This is a genomic window from Streptomyces sp. NPDC007917 (assembly GCF_042959105.1).
GTDB lineage: Bacteria > Actinomycetota > Actinomycetes > Streptomycetales > Streptomycetaceae > Streptomyces.
In genome coordinates, this window is the sequence record NZ_JBIBKK010000006.1 from 213,117 (window position 1) to 238,695 (window position 25,579).

Genomic DNA, 25,579 nt, shown 5'->3' on the forward strand with positions numbered 1-25,579 from the left:
CGTGGACAGCACCGCCACTGATCGCTTCGACACCAGTCGGTTCGAGGCCAGCCGGAACCGGCTGGCCTCGCTGGCGTACCGGCTGCTGGGCTCCGCCACCGACGCCGAAGACGCCGTTCAGGATGCGTTCCTGCACTGGCAGGCCGCCGACCGACAGCGGATCAAGGTGCCGGAAGCATGGCTGACCAAGGTCGTCACCAACCTGTGCCTCGACCGGCTCCGCTCGGCACAAGCCCGCCGCGAACGCACCGCCGGCGCCTGGCTGCCCGAACCGCTCCTCGACGGCGACCCGATGCTCGGCCCGGCCGACACCTTCGAGCAGCGCGAATCGGTCTCCCTGGCCGTGCTGACTCTCATGGAGCGCCTGTCACCCCTCGAGCGGGCCGTCTACGTCCTGCGCGAGGCGTTCTCCCACAGTCACGCCGAGATCGCCGAGATCCTCGACATCACCGAGTCCGCAAGCCAGCAGCACCTCCATCGGGCCCGGCACCGCATCACCGCCGCGCGCCGCCGTGGCAGTGGCAGTAGCAGTGGCAGTGGCAGTGGCAGTGGCGAAGTCGATCCGGCATCCGCCCGCAGGATCGTCGACGAATTCCTCGCCGCTGCCTCCTCGGGCCGCACCGAACGGCTGGTCGCGCTGCTCACCGACGACGCGACCGCGATCTCCGACTCCAATGGCGCCGGCCAGACCAAGACGCTGCTGCGGTACGACACTCCGCAGCGCATCGCCGCTGTCGCACGGGCCGGCTTCAAACCCACACCCGCGAAACGGCGACTTGTCGGCGGCACGCCCGCCATCCACTACGCGCTCGTCAACGGCGCCCCCGCCATCCTCTTCGTGCTCGGCGACCAGGTCATCGGCGCCGTGACGTTCGACATCGCAGGCGACAAGATCGCAACCGTGCGCGGCATCGCCGCCCCCACCCGCCTCGTCCGCATCACCGAAGCCTGGCGGCAGCACGGACCGGACACGCCGCTCATCACCCAGTGGTGACCCGACGCCGGCCGCGGCCAGGCGCAGCACCCGCGCTGACCGGTGAGCCGACCGACCGGCCCGGCACCCTCTACAACCACATGCAGTAGAGCGCCCAGGCCACCCCAAACCTGCTGCGGCACCACCGCCTGCACCCCCGACGAGCAGGCATTGGCCGCGGCCGGGATCCCGGCCGCGGCCAATGCCGCCGCTGGGTGCACCTGCCGGCAGCTGACCGGCCCGGGCGCCCTCCGGGAGCGGATCTCGAAGGCCATCGACGGCGACTCCGGTCGGGCCCACCCCCACCCTGGCCCCTTCGGGGCAAAACCAAGCCGATCACTCTGCGGCTCTCGTCTGACACCGAAAATTCCTCGGCTACGACGTCACGGCCTGCTCGTCGTGGACCTCCTCACCGCTGCCTGCGCGCCCAGACGCCCGAGGAGACCGCCGTCTCCATCGCCGCAGAGATCATCGCCCACACCAGCGCCTGCATCGGGCTGCCACTATCCCGGATCACCGGCCCCATCCACCGGCCGGCCCGGCAGGAGGCACTGGCAGCCGGCAGGTGACTACTGCTCGGGCCTAGCCGATATATAAACGATCCAGTACCTTGATATACACAGTCGGCGGGCGGAGGAAGACATCATGAGTCGCACGGTCATCGATCTCGACGACGAGGCGCTGGAAGAAGCAGCCAAAGAACTCGGCACCACCACCAAGCGCGACACCATCAACACCGCCCTGCGGGAAGTCACGGCCCGCTACCGGCGTCTACGCTCCCTCGAAGAAGCCCGCGAAATGGTGGCCGACGGCGCCCTGGACATGGACCTGCTACTGAACAAGGACGCGTACCGCCCCACAGGCGCGGCAGGCGACGACCGCGGCACCGGAGCGGACGAGTGACCGTCGCCGACTACCTCATCGACACCTCCGCCCTCGCCCGCGTCCTGCTCCGCCAGAACACGACAGAATGGGACGACAGGATCGGCGCCGGGCTCGTCGCGATCTGCGACCTCACCGAACTGGAAGTCCTGTACTCAGCCCGTTCGGCCACAGACCGCACCCGCTTGAAGGCGGCACTCGACGCCCACTACGCCTGGTGCCCCATGCCGGACGGCGTCTACCGCCGCTCCCGCATCGTCCAGGAACAACTGACCGCAAAGGGGGAGCAGCGCAGCGCGGGCCCCGTCGATCTCCTGGTGGCCGCCGCCGCGGAAGAAGCGGGACTCACCCTGCTCCACTTCGACCGCGACTTCGAAACCATCGCCCGCACGACAGGGCAGCCCGTCCGCACGATCGACCTCAGGCAGTAGAACCTGCGCGGTCGCAGGGACGGGCACCAGGCCTCTCGTCGAACGCACGCCCGGCGGTCGTATCGCAGCGATGCCCCACTGACGAGCGGCCCTCATTCCGTGCGCGTGCGCCCGCCCCACGGACTGGGCCGTTTCCAGTACGGGCCGTTTCCCCGGCGCTGAGCCCGGGTCCCGCAGCAGACCATCGGTCCAGGCGTTGCACAGCGTGGCCGACCGCCACACCCCCAACCCGCCGCACACAGCCGGAGCAGCGTCGGCGCAGGTCCCCAGGCAGCCACGCGTGGCCCGGCGCTTCGACCGGTCGCAGGCATCAGGCACGGTGAGCGTGGTCGTCCCTGCCACAGCGGGCGGCACGGAGGTCTCGACGTCCAGCCGGGACGGGAGTGGGGCAGGACGGATCATCGCCACGGCGCCGTCGGACGGCAGGCGTACCCGGACCCGCACCCTCGGACTCGACGCCCGAAGGCGGCGATCGACGGCGACGCGAGGGCTACCGGGCGCTTGGCGGCGCGTCCTCCTTCGGATGGAGGACGGCGGTGCGGGCCGCCAGGCGCCGACGGCATTGGGCTTCGGCCGCCCGAGGGCGCATGCTGGTTGTACCGAGGGGGAAGGCCTCCAGGTTGCTGGGCCTTGGCCTTCCCGGCGCGAAGGGTGAATACGATGCGGAACCGCGCTGCCATCGGCTATACGGCCTCAGCCGTCATCGATGCACGGGGCATCGTGACCAGCTGGAGCCCCGAGGCCCGTCGGCTGCTGGGCTACACAGCCACAGAAGTCGTGGGGCGGTCCGCCGCTCTCCTACTGACGGAAGATTTGTCCGAATCAGCGCTGCGATCCCTGGCAGACCGGGTTCCGTGGGCAGACCAGTCCCGATGGCACGGAACGGTCCGGCTGCGGCACCGGGACGGTCGCAGTGTGGAGGCCAGGTTGTTGGTGCATCACCGGTTGCCCTCCAGCCAGGGGGAGAGCGACTGGCTGGTCGTCTCGCCTGTCATGGGCAACACCAGCTCTCGGGACGACATGGAACTGCTGGAGCGGGCCTTCGCTCAGCAGTCCTGCCCCATTGCTCTCTACGGCAGTGACCGGCGCCTGCGACGAGCGAATGAGAAAATGGAACGGGCGCTGGGTCTCACCCAGGCGGAGATGCGCGGGCTGCGCCTGTCGGAGATCGTTCTACACCCTGATCTGGAGGCTACCGACAAGGCCATGCGTGAGGTGCTGGAGACCGGTAGCCCGCAGTATCGGGAAAATGTCTTTCGTACGCCTGGCCATGGCCGCCACCAGGCATGGGCCATCTCGCTCGCCCCGATGAGAGACGCAGACGGCGAGGTGAACGCCGTATGTCTTACTGCCCACGACGAAACCCGGCAGTACTGGGCGCGTCAGCGCCTCCAGCTTCTCAACGAGGCGAGCGCGACCATCGGCAGCACCCTGGACGTCGTGCGCACCGCACAGGAACTCGCCGACGTGGCCGTTCGAGGGCTCGCGGACTTCGCCTGTGTCGAGATGCTCACCCCACGCGACGGTGGCGAGCAGACCTCCCGCTTGCGGACGGGCACGCCCGTCGAACTCCGCCATCTCGCCCATGCGCCCGAGAGCTGCCCCGAGATTCCCCCCGCGGTGGACGGCCTGAGCATATATGCGGAGGATTCGCCCCAGGGCGAGTGTCTGGCGACCGGGCGCACCATCTCGCACCTGATGACAGATCCGGACTCCACCGGCAGCCGGCGGTCGGGCCAGGCCCCAGCGGGCGGCGCGGCGCGGCGATCTGGCTTCCACCTGCTGGTGGTGCCGATGCGCGCCCGTGGTGTGACCCTGGGCGTGGCCGTCTTCGGCCGCCGCAGGCTTCAGGAGGCGTTCGACCCCGACGACCTGCTGCTCGCCGAGGAGATGACGGCCCGCGCCGCGCTCTGCATCGACAACGCCCGTCGCTACACCCGCGAGCGGAGCACGGCCCTCACCCTGCAGCGCAGCCTTCTGCCTCGACGGCTGGCACCGCAGGCCGCGGTCGAGGTCGCGTCCCGCTATCTTCCCGCCAGCGCCCGGGCCGGCGTGGGCGGCGACTGGTTCGACGTCATTCCGCTCTCCGGGGCACGGGTGGCACTGGTGGTCGGTGACGTGGTCGGCCACGGCATCCAGGCATCCGCCACCATGGGCCGCCTGCGCACTGCGGTGCGCACCCTGGCTGACGTGGATCTCTCCCCGGACGAACTGCTGACTCATCTCGACGACCTTGTCACCCACCTCGCCGATGAGGCTGCCGACGGTGTGGACGGCGCTGGCTCCGGCCCCGACCTGGCGGGCGAACCCGCCGTCGGAGGCGTCGGCGCGACCTGTCTCTACGCGGTCTACGACCCGGTCTCCCGCCGTTGCACCCTGGCCCGCGCCGGTCATCCACCGCCTTTCACGGTCACTCCCGAGGGCGCCGTCAGCCTCCTCGATCTTCCGGCAGGTCCACCGCTGGGCCTGGGCGGCCTCCCCTTCGAATCGGCCGAGGTGGCACTGGACGAGGGCAGCCTGTTGGTCCTGTACACCGATGGACTGATCGAGGCCCGCGACCGCGACGTGGACCAAGGACTCGGCATACTGCGCCAGGCGCTCGCCCGGTCCACCCGGTCCCTGGACGAGGCGTGCGACACGGTGCTCGGCGCCCTGCTGCCCGATCGTCCCCAGGATGACGTCGCCCTGCTGATCGCCCGTCCGCACGCCCTTGACACCGGACAGGTCGCCACCTGGGACATACCGGCCGATCCCACAGCCGTGGCCGAGGCGCGGAAGAAAGCCTCCACTCAACTGGCTGAATGGGGACTCCAAGAGGCTGCCTTCACCACCGAGTTGGTGGTCAGCGAGCTGGTTACCAACGCCATCCGGCACGCCGAACCCCCCATCCAGTTGCGCCTGATCCACGACCGCACGCTGATCTGCGAAGTCTCCGACGCGAGCAACACAGCCCCTCACCTGCGTCGTGCCCGCGTCTTCGACGAGGGCGGCCGCGGGCTTCTCCTCGTGGCCCGGTTCACCCAGGGCTGGGGCACCCGCCAGTCGCCCACCGGAAAGACCATCTGGGCCGAGCAGGCGCTGTCGGATGTGGCGCCGGAGCCTGGCCCGTTCGTCACGGACGAGCCGGAGCGGCTCGTCGTGTGACGAAACGGCGCCTCGGGACTTCGGCGGGGAACCTCGTCGGCGAGCTGTCCGCCCGCAGCGACACCTTCCGCCCTGTTGATCACCTACACCGCCGCACTGGGAACGATCTCCCACGACAACCTGTCCTGCTCGCCTGCTGGGCAGCCAGCCAGGACGACGAAACCACCAGGAATCAGCCCGCACCGCCCTCACACCACGGCTGATCCCTTACCGGAAACGACGAGAGAACCCACCGCCCGAGCACAACAAGGCGCCGACGCTGGTCCAGGTCGACGGCCGAGCCCCTCTGGGCCTCGTCGATCGCCTTCTTCGAGGGTCGACTCACCCCGGCCAGCGAACTGGGCCGTTTCCAGTACGGGCCGTTTCCCCGGCGTCCAGCTCGGGCCCCCAGCAGACCATCGACCCAGATATTGCACAGCGTGGCCGACCGTCACACACGCCTGCGTCCCATGAGCGTCCCGATTCGGCGTCCACCCGCTCGCACAGCCCACCTGTGGCGGCTTGCCCCGGCAGCGAACTGAGACGTCCGCCCAGGCCGGAGCGGCGCCAACCAACCCTGATAGCCACGGCGTCGACCTCACGAGCAGCGGATTCAGTCCGTTGGCCCAAAGTCCTGAATCCGCACGCCCGCTGCGACTTTTCCGCAGGTCAGAGACCCGCTGGGTGGGGCGGGTGGGACTCGAACCCACGGCCGACGGATTATGAGTCCGCTGCTCTAACCGGCTGAGCTACCGCCCCGTAACGGCGCGTCGCGCACATTCGCGCGCGCCGTCTGCCGCAGCATAGCCGCTCATACGATCTGTTGCTTCGGGGGGCCGGAGATGGGTACCCCCATGCCCTCGTACGGGGGGCCCATGGCAGCCCGGGGACCGTGGTGGCCGGGCAGGAGGAGGGAAGGGGCCCGGAAATGAAAAAGGACCCCGTGGGGTCCTCTCCCGCTGCTCCCCCGACTGGACTCGAACCAGTAACCCTCCGGTTAACAGCCGAATGCTCTGCCAATTGAGCTACAGGGGACCGAGCTCCCCCGACTGGACTCGAACCAGTAACCTGCCGGTTAACAGCCGGCTGCTCTGCCAATTGAGCTACAGGGGATTGCTCCGTGTGCACCGACCGCGACCCCGTCCGGGGCTCCCCGGCGGCGTGCGCTCGCTGCGACACATACATTAGCGCAAGCAGGGGGGTGCTCCGCCAATCGGTAACCTCGTGGGTGTCCACGGCGGCCGTGGGTGATCTGTGGCCAGGACGGGTAGGCGCTGCACGACCCGCAGGGTCCGACGCGAAGGACAACCAGAAGGGCAGGTCGATGCGCTACCGGCTGACGTTCGTCACGGGGCTGGCTTTCGGATACGTACTCGGCACGCGGGCCGGCCGCGAGCGGTACGAGCAGCTGCGTACATGTGCGCAGCGGTTCGTACAGAATCCAGCGGTCCGGAACACCGCCGAATCAGCCGCGCTGAGCGGGCGGCACGCGGCGACCAAGGCCTTTGAGAAGGCCAAGCCGCTGCGCGAGCGGATCGGGCAGCGGGAGAAGCCCGCGGGCGGGGAGGACGACTGGGGGACGAGCAACACCTAGCCCGCCGCGGTGGCATGATCTGGGTCCATGGGGATAGTCGCCGGGTTGGACAGTTCGTCCGAGAGCACACGGATCGTCGTCTGCGATACGGATACGGGAGCCGTACTCAGGCAGGGGTACGCCCCGCACCCCGCGGCCTCCCCGGGGGGCGGACCCGCGTCGCCGTACGACGTGGACCCCCAGTCCTGGCTGCTGTCGCTCGGCGAGGCCGCCGAGGGCAAGCTGCTGGAGGGGGTGCAGGCCATCGGCGTATCGGCGCAGGGGCACGGGCTGCTCGCGCTGGACGCGGGCGGGGTGCTCGTACGGCCCGCCCTGGTGGGCAACGACAAGCGCGCCCAGGCCGCGGCCGCCGACCTGATCGAATCGCTCGGCGGCCGCGCCGCGTGGGCACAGGCGGTCGGCGCCGTGCCGACCGCCACGCAGGCCGTGGCCAAGCTGCGGTGGCTGGCCCGCACCGAGCCGGACGCGGCGCGGCGGGTGACCGAGCTGATGCAGCCGCACGACTGGCTGGTGTGGCAGCTGCTGGGGCGGCCCGCGCGGCGCACCACCGACCGCGGCACGGCCTCCGGCACCGGCTACTGGTCCGCCGCGACCGGCTCCTGGCGCCCCGACCTCATCGAGCTGGCGCTCGGCCACCAGGTGCGGCTGCCCGAGGTCCTCGGCCCGGCCGAGGCCGCGGGCCACACCCCCGAGGGGCTGCTGATCTCCGCCGGGACCGGCGAGACCATGGCGGCGGCCTTCGGCCTCGGCGTCGGCATCGGCGACGCGGTGATCTCGCTGGGCGCCTCGGGTTCCGTCTTCTCCGTCCACCACGAGGCGCTTGTCGACCCCTCCGGCACCATCACCTCGTACGCGGACGCCACCGGCATGCACCTGCCCGTCGTCCACACGCTCAACGCCGTACGGGCGCTGCGCGGCACCGCGGAGCTGCTGAGCGTCGACCTGGAAGGGCTCTCCGCGCTCGCGCTGAAGTCCACGCCTGGGTCGTACGGGCTGGTGCTGCTGCCCTACCTCGAGGGCGAGCGCACCCCGCATCTGCCGCACACCGCCGGGACGCTGACGGGGCTGCGGCGCGAGAGCATGAAGCCCGAGCACCTGGCCCGCGCCGCCTTCGAGGGCATGCTGTGCGGGCTCGCGGACGCGCTGGACGTGCTGCGCGGGCGCGGGGTCGCGGTGCGCCGGGTGTTCCTGCTGGGGCCCGCGGCGGACCTTCCCGCCGTACGGGCCATCGCCCCGGCGCTGCTGGGCGCCCAGGTCGTGGTACCCCAGCCCGCGGACTACGCCGCGCTGGGCGCCGCCCGGCAGGCCGCCTGGGCCCTGGGCGCCGCGCACGGCACCCTCTCACCGCACCAGCCGCCGCTGTGGCCCGCGGCCGCGAGCCAGGTCTTCGAGCCGGGCGAGGAGCTGGCGGTGGGGCAGGCGGTGCGGCAGCAGTACGTCGCGGTGCGCGAGCAGACCCACCCGGGGGCCTTCCCGGGGGCGTCCGAGGCCGGTCCGGGTGCGGGGCAGATGGGGTAAGGGGCAGATGGGGTAGGTGGATGGGGTAAGCGGTCAGGCTGCGCGGGTGGTCGGTCCAGGCAGCGGTTCGGCTGGGCAGGCGGTTCGGCTGGTAGCGGTCAGTCCAGGTAGCCGCGGAGCTGGTCCGCGAACGCGTGGTCCCGGAGCTTGTTGAGCGTCTTCGACTCGATCTGCCGGATCCGCTCCCGCGTGACCCCGAAGATCCGCCCTATCTCCTCCAGCGTCCGGGGCCGCCCGTCGGCCAGCCCGTACCGCAGCTGCACCACCTTCCGCTCCCGCTCCCCGAGCGTGGAGAGCACGGCCTCCAGATGCTCCCGCAGCAGCAGGAACGCCGCCGACTCGACCGGCGAGGCGGCGTCCCCGTCCTCGATCAGGTCGCCGAGCGCGACATCGTCCTCCTCCCCGACGGGCGCGTGCAGCGACACCGGCTCCTGGGCGAGGCGCAGCACCTCGCTCACCCGTTCCGCGGGGAGGTCGAGATGGTGGGCGACCTCCTCGGACGTGGGCTCGTAGCCGCGCTCCTGCAGCATCCGGCGCTGCACCCGCACCACCCGGTTGATCAGCTCGACGACATGCACCGGCACCCGGATCGTGCGGGCCTGGTCCGCGAGGGCGCGGGACATGGCCTGGCGGATCCACCAGGTCGCGTACGTCGAGAACTTGTACCCGCGGGCGTAGTCGAACTTCTCCACGGCGCGGATCAGCCCGAGGTTGCCCTCCTGCACCAGGTCCAGCATGGTCAGGCCTCTGCCGACGTAGCGCTTGGCGACGGAGACGACGAGGCGGAGGTTGGCCTCGATGAGGCGGCGCTTGGCCATGCGGCCCAGCACGACCAGCCGGTCGAGGTCGAGGGCGAGCTGGGTGTCGAGGTCGGGGGTGCTGCCGAGCTTCTCCTCGGCGAACAGGCCCGCCTCGACGCGGCGCGCGAGCTCCACCTCCTCGGCGGCGGACAGCAGCGGGATGCGGCCGATCTCGCGGAGGTACTGGCGGAAGAGGTCCGAGGAGGGGCCGCTGGAGGTCTCGGCGCGTACGGCCGGCTCGGCGGCCTCGGGTTCGGCGGCTTCGGCTTCGGCTTCGGCGGCCTCGGGTGCCTCGGCTTCGGCGGCCTCGGCTTCGGCAGCCTCTGACGGGTCGGTTCCGGGGGCTCCGGGGGCTTCGGCGGCCGCCAGGGCCTCCACCGCCTCCAGCGCGGCTGGTGCCGAGGCCGCGGCCGGCTCGGAGTCGGCGTGGGGGGACTGCGGCGGCGTCACCACGGGGGCCGCGTCGGTCAGGGTCTGGGTCTGCACGGGGGCGACCTCCAGGGTGATCGCTGCTGAGGCGGCAGAACGATCGGGTACGGCTGCGGCGGCCACGCCACCGTCCGTCCCGTACATCATGAGCGGATCTGCGGGGGAATCCGGCCCTTCCTGGCCAACACCGCCGCGCTCCGAGGACTCAGGCACCGCAACCCAGTGTGGAGTACGACGCAGCCCCGCCACGAGGGGCGTGCGAGCACTTTTTGCGCTGCGGGCCGTGACCGGGCGGTTACGGCCCTACGAGGCCGCGGCCCGCCGCGGTGCAAGGGCCCAGGCCGTCTAGAGGGCCGCCGCGCCCTTCTCGCGCAGGGACTGCCCGTACTGCTGCAGGACCCACAGCTCGTTCTGCACGGCGGCGACGTGGGCCGGGTCGGCACCGGAGCCGAGGCGCTGGAGGGCGCCCCGGACCTCGCCGATCCGCTGGTTCACCGCGGCCAGCCGGACGGCCACCAACTGGACGCCCGCATACGCCTCGTCGGGGTCGCGCCGGGTGTGCGGGGGCTCGACCGCGAGCTCGTGGACCATCGCGCGCACCGTGTCGTCGGGGGCGGCGTCGCGGACCCGCGTCAGATAGTCGCCGTCGGCCGCGCTCGCCCCGCCCGCGTCCTCGATGGCGCGGCGCACGGCGGCGTACGGCGGGGCGGTGAACTCGTCGATCCCGTAGGCGTCGAAGGCCGGGGAGACCAGCTCCGGACGCTGCAGGGCGAGCTTCAGCAGCTCGCGCTCGACGCGGTGGGCGGGGCTGCGGAGGTTCAGCGCGGGGCCGCGCGGGGGCTGCGGGCCGCCGTCGGGGCCGCCAGGCCCCGCGGGCCCGGCACCGGCGCCCGCCCTGGCGCCGGGGCCCGCGCCTTGGCCGGGGCCGCCGTAGCCCCCGCCCGGGCCAGCCGGGCCGCCCGGGCCACCGGGGCCCCCCGGGCCGCCGCCGCGGCGGGCGCCGCCCTGCTGGGGGCCGCCGCCGCGCTGGCCGCGCTCACGGGCCCACTGGGCGAGCTGCGCGACCCGGCGGACGACGAACTGGGTGTCGAGGATGCCGAGCAGCCCCGCGAGGTGCACCGCCGACTCGTGCTGGATCGACCTGTTCTTGATCCCGGCGACGACGGGCGCGGCCTCCTCCAGCGCCGCGGCCCGCCCCACCGCCGTATCCAGGTTGTGCCGGGCGACGATGTGCCGGATCGCGAACTCGAAAAGCTGCGTACGGCTCTCCACCAGCCCCTTGACGGCGTCGTCGCCCTCGGCGAGGCGCAGCTCGCACGGGTCCATCCCGCCGGGCGTGATCGCGATGTAGGTCTCGGCGGCGAACTTCTGGTCGTCCTCGAAGGCCCGCAGCGCCGCCTTCTGGCCCGCCGCGTCACCGTCGAAGGTGAAGACCACCTCGGCGCTGGAATTGTCCATCAGGAGCCGCCGGAGGATCTTGATGTGGTCGCCGCCGAAGGCGGTGCCGCAGGTGGCGATGGCGGTGGTCACCCCGGCGAGATGACAGGCCATGACGTCCGTGTAGCCCTCGACGACGACGGCCCGGCTGGTCTTGGCGATCTCCTTCTTGGCGAGGTCGATGCCGTACAGCACATGGGACTTCTTGTAGAGCGGCGTCTCCGGCGTGTTCAGGTACTTCGGGCCGTTGTCGTCGTCGCGCAGCTTGCGCGCGCCGAAGCCGACGACCTCACCCGTGATGTCGCGGATGGGCCACATCAGGCGGCCGCGGAAGCGGTCGATGGGGTTGCGGCGGCTCTCCTGGGCGAGGCCGGAGAGGATCAGCTCCTTGTCGCTGAAGCCGCGGCCGCGCAGGAAGCGGACGAGGTGGTCCCAGCCGGCCGGGCTGTAGCCGACGCCGAAGTGCTGGGCGGCGGCCTGGTCGAAGCCGCGCTCGGCGAGGAATCTGCGGCCGATCTCCGCCTCGGGGCTGTCCAGCTGCTCGACATAGAACTGGGCGGCCGCCCTGTGGGCCTCCACCAGGCGGGTGCGCTCGCCCTGCTGCCGGCCGGGCGTCGCGCTGCCCTGCTCGTAGCGCAGGGTGATCCCGGCCTGGGAGGCGAGCCGCTCGATGGTCTCGGCGAAGGAGAGGTGGTCGATCTTCATGATGAAGTCGACCGTGTCGCCGCCCTCCTGGCAGCCGAAACAGTAGAAAAGCCCCTTGCTGGGGCTGACCTGGAAGGACGGGGACTTCTCGTCATGGAACGGGCACAAGCCCTTGAGATTGCCGCCCCCGGCGTTGCGCAGCTGGAGGTACTCGGACACAACGGCGTCGATCGGGACCGCGTCCCGCACCGCCTTCACGTCGTCATCGTTGATCCTGCCTGCCACGCGTGAATTCTACGGCCGGGCTCCGACACCGCCGGAGCCCAGCCGGGCCCGCGCCCAGCCGCGCGCGAGCGGTCTCGGGCGTTCCGTCTACGGCAGCAGGGACGCCAGCGGGACGGACGGGTTCGCCAGGTCGTTGGAGTCGAGGCGGACGCCGCTGCGGATGAGGCGCTGAATGGGCTCGACGACATCCCACACGTTCACGTTCATCCCCGCCAGCAGGCGGCCCTCGCTCAGCCAGAAGGCGATGAACTGCCGCTTGCCGACGTCGCCGCGGCACACCACCTGGTCGTACGAGCCGGGCGGCGCGTAGCCGGAGTACTCCAGGCCGACGTCGTACTGGTCGGAGAAGAAGTAGGGCACGCGGTCGTAGGCCACGTCCTGCCCCAGCATGGCGCGGGCCGCGGCCGGGCCGCCGTTCAGCGCGTTGGCCCAGTGCTCGACGCGCACCCGGCCGCCCGGCGGCTCGACGCCGCCCGGGAAGGCGAGGGGAGCCGCCGCCACATCGCCCGCCGCGAAGATGTCCGGGTCGCTGGTGCGCAGCGCGGCGTCCACCACGATGCCGCCGCCCGCCGCGCGGTCCGCCACCTCCAGGCCCGAGGCCTCGGCGAGGGCGGTGCGCGGGGCGGCCCCGATCGCGGCGAGGACATCGTGGGCGGGGTGCTCCTCCCCGTCGTCCGTGCAGGCGGCCAGCACCACGCCGTCCTGCCCGGTGATCTCGGTGAGCCGGGCGCCGAAGTGGAAGCGGACGCCGTGCTCCCGGTGCAGATCGGCGAACAGGGTGCCGAGCTCGGGGCCCACGACCCGGTGCAGCGGGGTGGGCTCCGGCTCGACGATCGTCACCTCGGCCCCGTACCCGCGCGCGGCGGCCGCCACCTCCAGCCCGATCCAGCCCGCCCCCGCGATGACCAGCTGACCGTTGTCCCGGCCGAGGGCGGCCAGGACGGACCGCAGCCGCTCGGCGTGGGCGAGGCGGCGCAGGTGGTGCACGCCGACGAGGTCGGTGCCGGGGATGTCGAGGCGGCGCGGCTCGGCGCCGGTGGCCAGCAGCAGCCGGTCGTAGTGGACGCGGGTGCGGTCGCCGAGGACGACGGCCTTGGCGGCGCGGTCGAGCTGCACGGCGGTCTGGCCGAGGTGCAGCTCGATATCGGCCTGGGCGTACCAGGCGGGCTCGTGGACGAAGACGCTGTCGCGCTCCTGGCTGCCGGTGAGGAAGCCCTTGGACAGGGGCGGTCGCTCATAGGGGTGGTCGCGCTCGTCACAGATCAGGATCACCCGGCCGGTGAATCCCTCGGCCCGGAGGGTTTCCGCGGCTTTCGCCCCGGCCAGACCCCCTCCGACGATGACGAACGTCTGGTGTGCGTCGACCACTTGTCTCCTCCTCGCTGCCGCGCGATTCCCGTGCGCGGCTACGCCGTGTCAAGGCCGGTCGTATGGGCCCCGGTCGTGTGAGCCGATGTTCGAGCCTCCCGCACCACGCGTGCGGCGGGAAGGGGCAGTACGCCGTACGGGCCAGCGCGCGGGGCTGTTCATGGGTGGTGGGGGCGGTGCGGGGCGGTCAGGCGGGTGTGCAGGGAGCGGGCGGAGGTGTCGGTGAGGGAGGCGATCTGGTCGACGATGGCGCGCAGGCGGGCCGTGTCGTCGCCGGCCGCGTCGGCCTCGTCGTACAGGGCGCGGAACTGGGGGTCCAGGCCGACCGGGGCGCGGGCGGTCAGGGCTTCGCCGAGTTCGGCGATGATGACTCGCTGGTCGGCGCGGACCGCCTCCTGGTCGGCGCGCTGCATCACATAGCGGTCGGCGACCGCCTTCAGCACCGCGCATTCCAGGCGCGCCTCGCGCGGCACCACCAGCTCGGCGCCGTAGCGGGTGAACCGGCCGGTGCCGTACGCGGCGCGGGTGGCGCCCTCCGCGGCGAGGCAGAAGCGGCCGATGAGCTGGCTGGTGGCGTCCTTGAGGCGGGCCTGGGCGACGGAGGACCCGTCGTAGCCGTGGGGCCACCACTCCTGGTCGAGCAGCCGGTCCAGCGCCTCGGCCAGCTCGTCGGGCTCGGCGCCCGGGGCGTAGCGGTCGGCGGCGACCGCGAACACCTCGCGCCGCTCGGGCTCGGCGAGCAGCAGGCCGGGGTCGAGGTGGCCGGCGTGCAGGCCGTCCTCGACGTCGTGGACCGAGTACGCCACATCGTCGGACCAGTCCATGACCTGGGCCTCGAAGCAGGTGCGGTGATCGGGCGCGCCCCGCCGGAACCAGGCGAAGACCGGGATGTCGTCCTCGTACACCCCGAACTTGCGCGAGCCGGGGTCGCTGGGGTGGCCGCCGCGCGGCCAGGGGTATTTGGTGGCGGCGTCGAGCGCGGCGCGGGTGAGGTTGAGCCCCACGCTCACCGCCGCGCCGGTGTCCGGGTCGGCGACGAACCGCTTGGGCTCCAGCCGGGCGAGCAGCCGCAGCGACTGGGCGTTCCCCTCGAAGCCGCCGCAGGCCTCGGCGACCTCGTTGAGCGCCTGCTCACCGTTGTGCCCGAAGGGCGGGTGGCCGAGGTCGTGGGCCAGGCAGGCCATCTCCACCAGGTCCGGGTCGCAGCCGAGGGCGGCGCCGAGCTCCCGGCCCACCTGGGCGCACTCCAGGGAGTGGGTCAGCCGGGTGCGCGGGGTGGCGTCCCAGGCCGGGACGCCGGAGCCGGGCCCCGGGGCGGCGGCGGGGGACGCGGGGACGACCTGGGTTTTGCCGGCCAGCCTGCGCAGCGCGGCCGAGTGCAGCACCCGCGCCCGGTCCCGCTGGAAGGCGGTCCGGCCCGGACGCTTGTCGGGCTCGGCCGCCCATCGCTCGAGGTCCGCCGCCTCGTAGCCGGGGCTCGCCGAGGCCGATGCCGCGGACTCGGTCGGCCGGAGGGCGGGCCGGGGAGTTGGCCGGGAAGGTGTCAGGGCTTGTTCGGCGGACTCAGCTGAGGGATCGGGTGCCGTGGGTCCAGTGCGGCTCATACACCGACGGTAACCGCCGGGTGTGACATGGGTGCAGAGGCGAGCGCCTCTTCGTAGCGGTGGACCACGAGCCGGGCGACGGCGGGATGGTCGCCGAGCGGCCCGGAGGCGATGCCCGGCGCGGCGGCCGCGCACTGGGTCGCGAAGCGGCCGGGCGCGGCGAAGTACGAGGCCACCGCGATCCGCCGGCTACAGCCCCGGTCGGCCAGGGCGCGCACCGCCTCGGCCACGGTGGGCGCGGCGGCGGAGGCGTAGCCGGGCAGTACGGGCACACCGCCGAGCCGGGCGCTGAGCAGGGCGGCGGTACGGGCCGTGTCGGCGGCCGAGTCCCGGTCGCGGGAGCCCGCCGCCGCCAGGACGACGCCCGCTCCGGCCAGTCCGCCGGGCGGCCACCCGGCCTCGGTGAGGCGCGCGTACAGGGCCTCGGCGAGCAGCGGGTGCGGGCCGAGCGGGGCGGCCATGCGGACGGACAGGTGGGGCGCGGCGGCGACGGCGTCCGGCAGGTCCCGTTTGATGTGATGGCCGCGGCCGAGGAGGAGCGGCACGAGGACGGCCTCGCCGTGCAGCGCGGCGAGCGTGTCGGCGAGCAGCGGTTCGTTCAGCTCCACATGGCCGAGGCGTACGGGCAGGTCGGGGCGGAGCGCGCGGACGCGCTCCACGAGCGCGGTGACCGTGCGCAGCGCCTCGGGGTCCCGGCTGCCGTGCGCCACGGCGACGAGGGTGGGCGGGCGGCTCGGCCCGGTGGGCCGGGGCCGACGCCGCGTGCCGCCGAGGGGCGTCCGGCCGAGCCGGCCGAGCTGGCCGAGCTGCGCGCTGAGCTGTGCGGTGACCCGGGTCATGAGCTGGGCCGTGGTGTCGAGCGGGCCGGAAGGGGCTGCGGGACCGGGATGGGGCAACGCCGTCATGACAGGAGCCTCGCAGCGGGACATTGCGCCCCCGTTGCCTGGCCGTCACAGGTGATTGCCACCAGTTCACCGATCACCACCGGCCGCGCTGAGGTCCGGTTGCCCGACGCGTAACGCGAGCGGGCGCGGCACGTAACACGGCCGTAGCACGCTGACCGCATGCCGCATGTGAGCGACGCACGCGAGGCCGACGAGCCGCGCCACACCTCGGGCGCTGCAGATTCGCCTCGCGGGCGGAGAAGCGAACCAAATGATGCTGTGACCGGCGCCATGACGCCCGACCCCGCCGTCGACACCCACTGCCCGTACTGCTCGCTGCAGTGCGGCATGGCGCTGCGCCCCGCCCCGGGGAGCGAAGGGGGCGTGGAGGTGGTGGAGCGCCCGGCGTTCCCCGTGAACCGCGGCGCGCTGTGCGGCAAGGGCCGCACCGCGCCCGCCGTACTCTCCTCCCGGGTGCGCCTGACCGAGCCGCTGGTCCGCCGCCCTGACACCGGCCGGCTCGAACCGGCCACCTGGGAGGAGGCCCTGGACCGGATCGCGGAAGGGCTGACGAGCGCGGCAAAGGCGCACGGGCGGGACGCGGTGGGGGTCTTCGGCGGAGGCGGGCTGACGAACGAGAAGGCGTACGCGCTGGGGAAGTTCGCCCGGGTCGTGCTCGGCACCTCGCAGATCGACTACAACGGCCGCTTCTGCATGTCCTCGGCGGCCGCCGCGCACAACAAGGCCTTCGGCCTGGACCGCGGGCTGCCCTTCCCGCTGGCGGACGTGGCCCGTACGGGGTGTGTGATCCTCGTCGGCTCGAACCTGGCCGAGACCATGCCGCCCGCCCTGCGCTACCTCACCGAGCTCAAGGAGGCCGGCGGCAAGCTGATCGTGGTCGACCCGCGCCGGACGCGGACCGCCGAGCAGGCGGATCTGCACCTGGCGCCGCGCCCCGGTACGGACCTGGCGCTCGCGCTGGGGCTGCTGCACCTGGTGGTCGCGGAGGGGCGGGTGGACGAGGAGTTCGTCGCGGGGCGCACGAGCGGCTGGTCCGAGGCGCGGGCCGCCGCGATGGCGCACTGGCCGGAAATGGTCGAGCGGATCACGGGCGTACCGGTGCCCGAACTCCGCGCGGCGATGCGGATGTTCTGCGACGCGGGGAGCTCCATGGTGCTCACGGCGCGCGGGCCCGAGCAGCAGTCGAAGGGCACCGACACCGTCGGCGCCTGGATCAACCTGTGCCTGGCCACTGGCCGCGCGGGCCGCCCGCTGTCCGGTTACGGCTGCCTCACCGGCCAGGGCAACGGCCAGGGCGGCCGCGAACACGGCCAGAAGGCCGACCAGCTGCCCGGCTACCGCAAGCTCGACGACCCGGCGGCCCGCGCCCATGTGGCGGACGTGTGGGGCGTCGACCCCGACGCGCTGCCCGGGCCGGGGCGCAGCGCGTACGAGCTGCTGGACGCGCTCGGCGGCGACGTGCGGGCCCTGCTGCTCATGGGGTCCAACCCGGTGGTCTCCGCTCCCCGCGCGGCCCATGTAGAGGCGCGCTTGCGGTCGCTGGACTTCATGGCGGTCGCGGACGTGGTCCTCTCGGAGACCGCCGCGCTCGCGGACGTCGTCCTTCCGGTGACCCAATGGGCGGAGGAGACCGGCACGACGACCAACCTGGAGGGCCGGGTCGTCCTGCGCCGCGCCGCCGTCACCCCGCCGCCCGGCGTCCGCTCGGACCTGGAGGTACTGAACGGGCTGGCCGCCCGGCTGGGCTGGGAGAAGGGCTTTCCGACGGACCCGGAGGAGGTCTTCGACGAACTGCGCCGCGCGTCGGCGGGCGGGGCGGCGGACTACTCGGGCATCACATACCGCCGGATCGCGGAGGAGGACGGGGTCTTCTGGCCCTGCCCGGAGGGGCCCCACCCCGGCACGCCACGCCTCTTCCTCGACCGCTTCGCGACCGACGACGGGCGGGCCCGCTTCGTACCGGTGTCCCACCGCCCCGCGGCGGAGGAGCCCGACGAGGAGTACCCGCTGTTCCTGACCACCGGCCGGGTGCTCTCCCAGTACCAGTCGGGCGCGCAGACGCGCCGCGTCGAGGAGCTGAACCGGGCCGCCCCCGGCCCCTTCGTCCAGCTGCATCCTCAGCTCGCCGAGCGCCTGGGTGCCGCCGAGGGCGACCGGCTCGCGGTGGTCTCCCGCCGCGGGCGAGCCGTCGCCCCGGCCCGCATCAGCCGGGACATCCGGCCGGACACGGTGTTCATGCCCTTCCACTGGGCGGGCGAGGGGCGGGCCAACGCGCTCACGAATCCGGCGCTCGATCCGGTCTCCCGGATGCCGGAGTTCAAGGTGTGCGCGGTGCGGGTGGAACGGGCGTAGCCCTGTGCCAGTGACTTTGTAGTGAGTATGGGACAGCGACACGCCGACACCACGGCGTGTCGCTGTCCCATACTCACTACAAAGTCAAGCTCCGGACGTCGCGGGGCAGCGGCCCCGCGTCAGCTCTCGTACGTGTCGACTTCCTTCAGGTACGCCGTCCGCGCCGCCTCGTCCAGGAAGGACGCGCGGAAGGAGTTCCGCGCGAGCACGCGCAGCGTGGCGGCGTCCAGGCGCAGTGCGTCCCGTACGGCGTCGAAGTTGTCCCCCGCGTACCCGCCGAAGTACGCCGGGTCGTCGGAGTTCACCGTCACCAGCAGCCCCGCGTCCAGCATCGCCCGCAGTGGGTGGTCCTCGAGCCGGTCGACGACCCGCAGCCGGACGTTGGAGAGCGGGCAGACGGTCAGCGGGACCTGGTCCGCGACCAGCCGGGCCACCAGGGCCTCGTCCTCCAGGGAGCGCACGCCGTGGTCGACGCGGTCGACGCCGAGGACGTCCAGCGCCTCCCACACATACGCGGGCGGCCCCTCCTCCCCCGCGTGTGCCACGCACTTGAGCCCCGCCTCGCGCGCCCGCGCGTACACCTCGCGGAACTTCGACGGCGGATTGCCGACCTCCGCCGAGTCGAGGCCGACGGCCGTGAGGCGGTCGAGGTAGGGGCGGGCCGACTCGAAGGTCTCGAGGGCGGACTCGGCGCTCTCGTCGCGCAGGAAGCACATGATCAGACGGGTGGTGATGCCGTACGTCTCCTCCGCCGCGTCCAGCGCGCGCGACAGCCCGTCGATGACCGTGCCGATCGCGACGCCGCGCGCGGTGTGGGCCTGCGGGTCGAAGAAGATCTCGGCGTGCCGGACGCCCTGCGCGCGGGCGCGGGCGAGATAGGCGTTGGTCAGGTCGGCGAAGTCGTCCTCGGTGCGCAACACCGCCATCAGCGCGTAGTAGAGGTCCAGGAAGTCCTGGAGGTCAGTGAAGGAGTACGCGGCGCGCAGCTCGTCCTGGGTGGCGTACGGCAGCTCGACGCCGTTGCGCTCGGCGAGCGCGAAGGCCAGCTCGGGTTCGAGGGTGCCCTCGATGTGGAGGTGGAGCTCTGCTTTGGGGATCGGGGGCACGACGGGATCACCTGCTGTTTTCGCTGACGGGGAGGGTCACAAGACTAATGCGGCGGCCTCACCCGGCCGAACCGATCATGCAACCGTTCGGCCGGGATCGGCGTCAGTCCAGTCGGACAGCGGAGAAAGCGGTGGACGGATGGGTGCCGGAGAGCGGGTACGGAGCGCGGTGCGGGCCGGGCGGGCGCGGCTGCGGCTGCCCAGGACCCGGCGCGGGCAGCGCCGCGCCGTCCAGGTGGTGATGGCGCTCAGCGTGGTCGCGCTGCTGCCCGCGACCTGGCTGCGGCTGTCCACCGACGGCCGGGTCCGTACGGTCGCGGACGTCCCCAAGGCCCCGGTGGCGGTGGTCTTCGGCGCCGGGCTGTGGAACGGCGAGCCGTCCCCGTACCTGGCGCACCGCCTCGACGCGACCGCCGAGCTGTATGAGCGGGGCAAGGTCCGCGCCATCCTGGTGACCGGCGACAACAGCCGGCACGACTACGACGAGCCGGACGCGATGCGCGCCTATCTGGTCCGGCACGGCGTGCCGGACGAGCGCATCGTCAGCGACTACGCGGGCTTCGACACCTGGGACTCGTGCAGCCGCGCCGAGCGGATCTTCGGCGTGCGCCGGGCGGTGCTGGTGAGCCAGGGCTTCCACATCCGCCGGGCGCTGGCGCTGTGCGAGGCGGCGGGCATCGACGCGTACGGGGTCGGCGTCGACGAGCCGCACGATGTGACGTGGTTCTTCGGCGGGGCGCGGGAGGCCGTCGCGGCGGCCAAGGCGGCGCTGGACGCGACCTTCGAGCCGGATCCGCACTTCCTGGGGCCGCGCGAGCGGGGGATCGACAGGGCTCTGGCGGCCTCCCGCTGAGCCGTGCCCTCAGCCGGTCAGTCGATCAGTCGGTCAGTCGATCGTCGTCTGCTCCACCACCCATGCCAGGTAGTCCTCGCTGCCCTGCGTGATCGGCGTCGCGATGATCTCCGGCGTCTCGTAGTCGTGCGCCTCGCGGAGGTGCGCCTCCAGCTCCGCGTACCGCGCCGCGGTGGTCTTGAACAGCACCTGCCACTCGGCGGCCGTCTCGATCTCGCCCTGCCACCGGTACACCGACGTGACGGGCTGGCTGATCTGCGCGCAGGCCGCCAGCCGCGCGGTCACGGCCCCGCGCGCCAGCGCCTCGGCCTTCTCGGGGGTGTCGGTGGTGGTCAGTACGGTCAGGAAGTCGGCCACGGCGGAAGAGCCCTTCTTGTATGCGTCCCGGCTGTGCGACTGGCGCGCGCCACGCTAGCCGGTGACGATTGAGGGAACCCGGCGACGATCAGACACGGCCGATCGAGGGACACTCATGGACGATCTCACCGCACTCGCACGCCACCACCTGGACCGGGCCAAGACCGACCCCCACGGCCGAAGCTCACATCTGTTCCTGCACGACGGGCCGCTGCGGCAGAGCGTGATCGCCATGGTCGCCGGCTGCGAGCTCGACGAGCACAACGCGCCCCCCGCGGCCAGCCTGCAGGTGCTGCACGGGCATGTCCGGCTGATCGCGGGCAAGACCGGCCACGGCCGGCTGGACCTCATCGCGGGGCAGGTGCAGCGCATCCCCCAGGAGCGCCACGGGCTGGTGGCGGTGGAGGACTCGGTGGTGCTGCTGACCGCCGTGACCGCCACGGTCGGCTGCCCCGCCCCCACCGAGGAGGCCGCCGAGCACGAGCACGCGGCGCGCCCCCATATGGCGGGCTGATCCGCCGTACGGGGGCGCGCTCACCGGGTCCGGCTCAGCCCTTCAGCGGGGCGAGCTGGACCCGGTCGATGTTCGGCGCGTACGAGCTCGCGTTGGAGAACGTCAGCATGTTCGCGCCCTTCTTCAGGTCGACCGGGACGCCGAGGCCCCAGTAGTCGTTCCAGGTCCACGTGTTCTTGAACGTGACGCGCTGGGCCGCGCCGCCCCCGACCGCGATATCGGCGGTCCGGGAGATGATGTTGGTGTTGTACTGGTGTCCGTTCGCGCGCTGGTTGTTGGCGTAGTCGACGATCAGCATGTAGCGGCCCGCCGAGGGGGCCTGGACGGTCATCTTGAGGTTGTTGGCCGCGCCGTCGCCGAGCGAGCCGACGTAGGCGCCGCCCGAGGCGTACTCGCTGGAGGTCTTGGCGGCGGCCCCGCCCAGGGTGCCGCTCTCGGCCTCGTACGAGGCCAGCCCCTTGGTGTCGCCCGCGCCCCTCACGTCCAGGGAGGTGAGCCGGACGGCGGACCCGGTGGCGGAGGCGGCGGTGACGCGGTTGTTGCCCGCGGTGAGGAAGAGCCGCTCGGCCCGGTCCGGGGCGGTGGTCGTGGTGGTGCCGTGCAGGGACAGCTTGACGGGGGCGCCGGAGCCGCGCGGGGTCACGGTGTAGTAGCCGTCGCGCGGCGCGTACACATCGAAGACCGCGGCGTCACGGCCGTCGAGGACCAGGGAACCGGTGCCGATGCCGGCCGCCGAGGAGTAGTCGTAGCGCGGGCTGCCGGAGGGGTCGGCCAGGGTGGCCTCGTAGGAGGCGGCGGGGGTGGTGGCGGCGGTCAGGTCGATCTTGTCGAGGGTGGCCTCGCCCGTGTCGTGGGCCAGGGCGAGGGTGTGGCTGCCCGCGCTCAGCCGGACGGTGAGGTGCTGGATGCCGCGGTAGCTCCAGTTGAGGGTGGAGGGGTAGGTGACCGGCTGCGCCGACCGGCCGTCGACGGTCAGGGTCTGGGTGGAGGGGGCGCCGGACTGGTTGCCGTAGAAGACCGCCAGGTCGTAGGCGCCGGTCCTGGGGACGTCGACCTTGAAGGCGACCTTGCTGGTGGGCTTGTTGAGGGAGCCGACGTCCTTGGTGCCGGAGGCGGCGTAGCCGTTGGCGTTGTCGACGGTGCCCAGGGTGTTGACCTGGCCGTCGGTGATGGTCGCGGACTCCGCCTCGTAGGACGCGCTCCACGGCACGGTGGCCGCCCGCGGGGTGCCGGTGCCGGCCGGGGTGAGCGTGATCCGGTACGCGGACATCGCCTTCATGCCGGTCAGCGGCACGGTCGCCGACCCGTCCGCGCCGACCTCGACCTCGCTGCGGGACAGCACGCGCGGCGGCGCGGCGGCGCCCTCGTAGCCGGACCACTCCGCCTCGGAGACGGTCGCCACGACCCGCGAGCCGAACACGCCGCGGTCGATGTGCTGGACCGCCACCTCCGCGTCACCCGCCGAGCCGCCCACCAGGATCTGCGCCTGCTTGCGGGACGGGTCCAGGGAGGCCAGGCCTTGAAGGGTGTCCACGGCGCCCACGGTGGGCGGGGTGACCTTGACGGTCCGGCCGGTCATCCCGGCGTACCAGCGGAAGAACCACCAGCCGCCGTTGGGGATGTTCGACTGTACGACGTTGCCGCTGAGGTTGCCGGCGGCGTCCCAGTAGGCCTGGTTGGCGTACACCTTGTTGCGCTCGAACATCGACACCCACTGGACCAGCTGGCCCGGGACGGACAGGTCGCGGCGGTTGGCGTACTCGTCGATGCTGATCGGGAGCGGAGAGATCCCGACGCTCTTCTCCAGCGCCCGGTAGTGGTCGTAGTGGGGCTGGAAGTCGTGCAGCGAGCCCGCGTACAGCTCGTGCCAGGTCATCACGTCCGGCAGCACCTTGTTGGCCTTCGCCCAGGTCAGGAACTCCGGGAGGAAGCGGGTGTCGTAGTACGCCTCGTTGGGTCCGGCGATCCGGGCGTCGGGGTCGATGGAGCGGATGCGCTGGTAGGCCGTCTTCCAGTCGGCGAAGAAGCGGTCCCGGCCCTTCTGGTAGGTGGCCGTGTCGGAGGAGTTGAGCTGGTACCAGATCCAGTCGGGCTCGTTGAACGGCACGTAGACGAAGCGCTCGCTGTGCGGCGCGCCCGCCACATCCTTGGCGATCTTCTCGACCTTGGCGAGGTAGTCGTCGATCCCCAGGTCCTGGTACGGCCACTGGGAGTAGATGTCCTGCATCATGACGTAGACGTCGCCGCCGCCGTTGCGGAAGTACGACTTGGAGACGGTCAGCGCGTCGCCGTTGGGGTGCTGGTCCCCGCCCTCCGGTTTCTGCGAGATGGCGGTCAGCTTCAGCGGGGCGAGGGCGGCGTCGCTGGGCACGCCGTCGTCGCTCAGCCCGTACAGCGCCCCGTTGGCGCCGTGCAGCACCGGGCCCTCGCTCGCGGCGAGGTCGACGGAGATGCGCTGGGCCGTCGCCTCGGACCTTCCGGGGTTGTGGTTATCCGCGTACGAGGCGGCTGGTAGCGCGGCGGCGAACAGCGCTGCCCCGGCTATCACGGTGGTGAGGGCTCGTCGCTTTCTCATGGGAACTCTTCTCACAGGACCTCCAGTTACTTGACGGCTCCACTGGTGATTCCAGAAACGATCTTTCGCTGGGCAATCAGGAACACCGCGACCATGGGCAGGCTCATGACCACCACATAGGCGAAGACCAGATGCCAGTTGTTGAGGTAGAGCTGTGCGCTGGCGACCTTGTAGAGGCCCACCGGCAGCGTCGCCTTGTCCCCTCCGCCCAGGACGAAGAAGGCGTAGAAGATGTCGCTCCAGGCGTAGAGCATCACCATGATCGTCGCGGTGGCGATCACGGGCCGCAGCAGCGGAAGGATGATGCGCGCGAAGACGCGCAGCGGCGAGGCGCCGTCCATCCGCGCGGCCTCCTCCAGCTCCAGGGGGATGGTGCGGATGAAGCCGGTCATGAAGAAGATGGACGTGGACAGGTACATCCCGGTGTAGACGGCGATCATGCCGGGGCGGGTGTTGGCCAGGCCCAGCTGCCGCAGCTCCATGACGATGGTGATCACGGCGGGTGGCAGCAGCAGCCCGCTGATGGTGAGGGCGTACGCGGCCGACACCAGCCACCCCCGCCGCCGGGCGAAGACCCAGGCGGCGCCCGCGCCCAGCACCAGGACCAGCACCACCGAGGGCGCCACGACCAACAGGCTGTTGACGAAGCCGCGCACCATCTCGCCCTCGCTGAGGGCCTGGTCGTAATTGGCGCCGGGCTGCCAGTGTCCTGGCAGGTCGAGGTTGGGCTTGACGGCCTCGCCCTGGGGTTTGGCCGAGGTGGTCAGGACCAGCCACAGCGGTACGCCGACGGCGAGCGCCGCGAGCAGCAGGACCAGGGCGGGCCGCGCGTACCGCCAGGCGCGGGCGGTTGACGAAACAGCCAGAGCGCTCACAGCATCTGCTCCCTTCGGCGCAGTCCGATCACGAGCGGGATCGCGACGGCCACGACCACCAGGAAGAGCACCAGGCTCATCGCGGACGCCTGCGCGTACAGGCCCTGTCCGAAGACCCGGAACATGTAGATGTTGAAGACCTCGGTGGAGGAGGCCGGGCCGCCGCCGGTGGTCGCCTGCACGATGTCGAAGGTGTTCATCGAGCCGATCAGCGCGGTGGTCACGTTGAAGGTGACCGCGGGCGCGAGCATCGGGAAGCGGATCGACCGGAACGTCCGCCAGGCGCTCGCGCCGTCGACCTTGGCCGCCTCCAGCATGTCGCCGGGGATGCCCTTGAGCCCGGCGAGGTAGATGAGCATGGCCAGCCCCATCCACTTCCACCCGTGGATGGCGCTGACCAGCACCATCGTCCAGGTGGTGGAGCCCAGCCACGGGATGTCCGTGCCCAGGAGCTGGTTGACCGCGCCGTCCTGGTCGAGCAGGGCCTGGAAGACATAGCCGACGGCGAGCGCGGAGATCAGCACGGGCAGGAAGAACACCGCGCGGAAGAAGCGGTTGAAGCGAGTGTCCTGCTCCAGCAGCAGGGCCAGCACCAGCCCGAATACGTTCTGGAAGAGCGCCGCGAGCACCGCGTACACCAAGGTGGTGCGGATGGCGCGGAGCAGCGAGCCGTCGTCGGCGATGGTGGTGAAGTTGTCGAGCCCGGCGAAGGAGATGTCGGTGTGGTACGCCGACCAGTTGGTGAACGGGTAGAAGAAGTTCAGCAGGTTCGGCAGCAGGAAGAAGCCCGCGAAGACCACCACGGCCGGCAGCGCGAACCACCAGGGGTGGTGCACGGCCGCTCTGGACAGCCGCCCCACGCTCTTCCGCTGCCCGCCCCTTCTGCCTCCGCTGCCCCCGGCGGCCCGGGCGCGCGTTCGTACGGCGGTGTCTGCCACGGCTGGCCCTCCTCG

At 72.1% G+C, this 25,579-nt stretch carries 19 protein-coding genes and 3 tRNA genes; 9 read left to right on the top strand and 13 right to left on the bottom strand.

Going from position 1 to position 25,579, the window contains the following annotated elements:
• Position 1 precedes the first annotated feature (1 nt).
• The 4 genes from ACFZDL_RS13775 to ACFZDL_RS13790 all read left to right on the top strand — a co-directional run bounded on the left by ACFZDL_RS13775 (position 2) and on the right by ACFZDL_RS13790 (position 5,430).
• Positions 2-994, top strand: coding sequence for a sigma-70 family RNA polymerase sigma factor (locus tag ACFZDL_RS13775; RefSeq protein WP_353589294.1), 993 nt, complete (start codon positions 2-4; stop codon positions 992-994).
• A gap of 624 nt (positions 995-1,618) precedes the next feature.
• Entirely contained in the window at positions 1,619-1,876 is a 258-nt protein-coding gene (locus ACFZDL_RS13780; protein WP_353589296.1) for a type II toxin-antitoxin system VapB family antitoxin, read from the top strand.
• The gene (locus ACFZDL_RS13785; RefSeq protein WP_353589298.1) at positions 1,873-2,286 is read left to right on the top strand and encodes a PIN domain nuclease; all 414 of its coding nucleotides are present in this window, start codon (positions 1,873-1,875) and stop codon (positions 2,284-2,286) included. Before ACFZDL_RS13780 ends, ACFZDL_RS13785 begins: the two co-directional genes overlap by 4 nt.
• A 660-nt stretch (positions 2,287-2,946) precedes the next feature.
• The gene (locus ACFZDL_RS13790) at positions 2,947-5,430 is read left to right on the top strand and encodes a SpoIIE family protein phosphatase (RefSeq protein ID WP_353589299.1); all 2,484 of its coding nucleotides are present in this window, start codon (positions 2,947-2,949) and stop codon (positions 5,428-5,430) included.
• Between the two features lie 664 nt (positions 5,431-6,094).
• On the opposite strand, the gene ACFZDL_RS13795 is transcribed toward ACFZDL_RS13790, so the two are convergent.
• From ACFZDL_RS13795 to ACFZDL_RS13805, 3 genes are all read right to left on the bottom strand, one after another.
• Positions 6,095-6,168: transfer RNA gene (locus tag ACFZDL_RS13795), tRNA-Ile, on the bottom strand.
• A gap of 203 nt (positions 6,169-6,371) precedes the next feature.
• A tRNA-Asn gene (locus ACFZDL_RS13800) sits at positions 6,372-6,444 on the bottom strand.
• 5 nt (positions 6,445-6,449) lie between these two features.
• Positions 6,450-6,522 (bottom strand) — tRNA-Asn (locus ACFZDL_RS13805).
• A gap of 211 nt (positions 6,523-6,733) precedes the next feature.
• Here ACFZDL_RS13805 and ACFZDL_RS13810 point away from each other — a divergent pair.
• Together ACFZDL_RS13810 and ACFZDL_RS13815 are read left to right on the top strand one after the other, a co-directional pair.
• Positions 6,734-7,003: a YtxH domain-containing protein gene (locus ACFZDL_RS13810; RefSeq protein WP_353589301.1), complete on the top strand. Its 270-nt coding sequence runs from the start codon at positions 6,734-6,736 to the stop codon at positions 7,001-7,003.
• A 27-nt stretch (positions 7,004-7,030) separates the two neighbouring features.
• Complete coding sequence (locus ACFZDL_RS13815; protein ID WP_353589303.1) at positions 7,031-8,521, top strand: FGGY family carbohydrate kinase; 1,491 nt, start codon at positions 7,031-7,033, stop codon at positions 8,519-8,521.
• A gap of 98 nt (positions 8,522-8,619) precedes the next feature.
• Here the strand turns inward: ACFZDL_RS13815 and ACFZDL_RS13820 are convergent, their stop codons facing one another.
• From ACFZDL_RS13820 to ACFZDL_RS13840, 5 genes are all read right to left on the bottom strand, one after another.
• Complete coding sequence (locus tag ACFZDL_RS13820; RefSeq protein WP_353589305.1) at positions 8,620-9,963, bottom strand: RNA polymerase sigma factor; 1,344 nt, start codon at positions 9,961-9,963, stop codon at positions 8,620-8,622.
• Positions 9,964-10,095: 132 nt separating this feature from the next.
• Entirely contained in the window at positions 10,096-12,117 is a 2,022-nt protein-coding gene (dnaG, locus tag ACFZDL_RS13825) for a DNA primase (protein WP_353589307.1), read from the bottom strand.
• Between the two features lie 87 nt (positions 12,118-12,204).
• Entirely contained in the window at positions 12,205-13,485 is a 1,281-nt protein-coding gene (locus ACFZDL_RS13830; protein WP_353589309.1) for an FAD-dependent oxidoreductase, read from the bottom strand.
• A gap of 158 nt (positions 13,486-13,643) precedes the next feature.
• Complete coding sequence (locus ACFZDL_RS13835) at positions 13,644-15,089, bottom strand: deoxyguanosinetriphosphate triphosphohydrolase (RefSeq protein ID WP_353589311.1); 1,446 nt, start codon at positions 15,087-15,089, stop codon at positions 13,644-13,646.
• A complete protein-coding gene (locus tag ACFZDL_RS13840) occupies positions 15,086-15,994 on the bottom strand; it encodes a CbiX/SirB N-terminal domain-containing protein (RefSeq protein ID WP_353589313.1) in 909 nt (302 codons plus the stop codon). The genes ACFZDL_RS13835 and ACFZDL_RS13840 overlap by 4 nt, the downstream gene beginning before the upstream one ends.
• A gap of 270 nt (positions 15,995-16,264) precedes the next feature.
• On the opposite strand from ACFZDL_RS13840, the gene ACFZDL_RS13845 reads away from it, so the two are divergent.
• A complete protein-coding gene (locus tag ACFZDL_RS13845) occupies positions 16,265-18,346 on the top strand; it encodes a molybdopterin oxidoreductase family protein (RefSeq protein ID WP_353589744.1) in 2,082 nt (693 codons plus the stop codon).
• Between the two features lie 119 nt (positions 18,347-18,465).
• On the opposite strand, the gene ACFZDL_RS13850 is transcribed toward ACFZDL_RS13845, so the two are convergent.
• On the bottom strand, positions 18,466-19,452 hold the full coding sequence (locus ACFZDL_RS13850) for an adenosine deaminase (protein WP_353589315.1): 987 nt from the start codon (positions 19,450-19,452) through the stop codon (positions 18,466-18,468).
• Positions 19,453-19,591: 139 nt separating this feature from the next.
• Here ACFZDL_RS13850 and ACFZDL_RS13855 point away from each other — a divergent pair, with 139 nt between their 5' ends.
• On the top strand, positions 19,592-20,305 hold the full coding sequence (locus ACFZDL_RS13855) for an ElyC/SanA/YdcF family protein (RefSeq protein ID WP_353589316.1): 714 nt from the start codon (positions 19,592-19,594) through the stop codon (positions 20,303-20,305).
• Between the two features lie 33 nt (positions 20,306-20,338).
• Here the strand turns inward: ACFZDL_RS13855 and cutA are convergent, their stop codons facing one another.
• Positions 20,339-20,662 (bottom strand): divalent-cation tolerance protein CutA, encoded by a 324-nt coding sequence (gene cutA / locus ACFZDL_RS13860; RefSeq protein WP_353589318.1) that lies wholly within the window; start codon positions 20,660-20,662, stop codon positions 20,339-20,341.
• Positions 20,663-20,777: 115 nt separating this feature from the next.
• Between cutA and ACFZDL_RS13865 the strand changes: the two genes are divergently transcribed.
• Positions 20,778-21,176, top strand: coding sequence for a cupin (locus ACFZDL_RS13865; protein ID WP_353589320.1), 399 nt, complete (start codon positions 20,778-20,780; stop codon positions 21,174-21,176).
• Between the two features lie 34 nt (positions 21,177-21,210).
• On the opposite strand, the gene ACFZDL_RS13870 is transcribed toward ACFZDL_RS13865, so the two are convergent.
• Genes ACFZDL_RS13870 through ACFZDL_RS13880 form a run of 3 tightly spaced genes read right to left on the bottom strand, consistent with a single transcriptional unit; the run spans position 21,211 to position 25,564 of the window.
• Positions 21,211-23,751, bottom strand: a complete 2,541-nt coding sequence (locus ACFZDL_RS13870) for a CBM35 domain-containing protein (RefSeq protein ID WP_353589322.1) — start codon at positions 23,749-23,751, stop codon at positions 21,211-21,213.
• A 26-nt stretch (positions 23,752-23,777) separates the two neighbouring features.
• Complete coding sequence (locus ACFZDL_RS13875; RefSeq protein WP_353589324.1) at positions 23,778-24,626, bottom strand: carbohydrate ABC transporter permease; 849 nt, start codon at positions 24,624-24,626, stop codon at positions 23,778-23,780.
• Positions 24,623-25,564, bottom strand: coding sequence for a sugar ABC transporter permease (locus tag ACFZDL_RS13880; RefSeq protein WP_353589326.1), 942 nt, complete (start codon positions 25,562-25,564; stop codon positions 24,623-24,625). Before ACFZDL_RS13880 ends, ACFZDL_RS13875 begins: the two co-directional genes overlap by 4 nt.
• Positions 25,565-25,579: the final 15 nt, after the last annotated feature.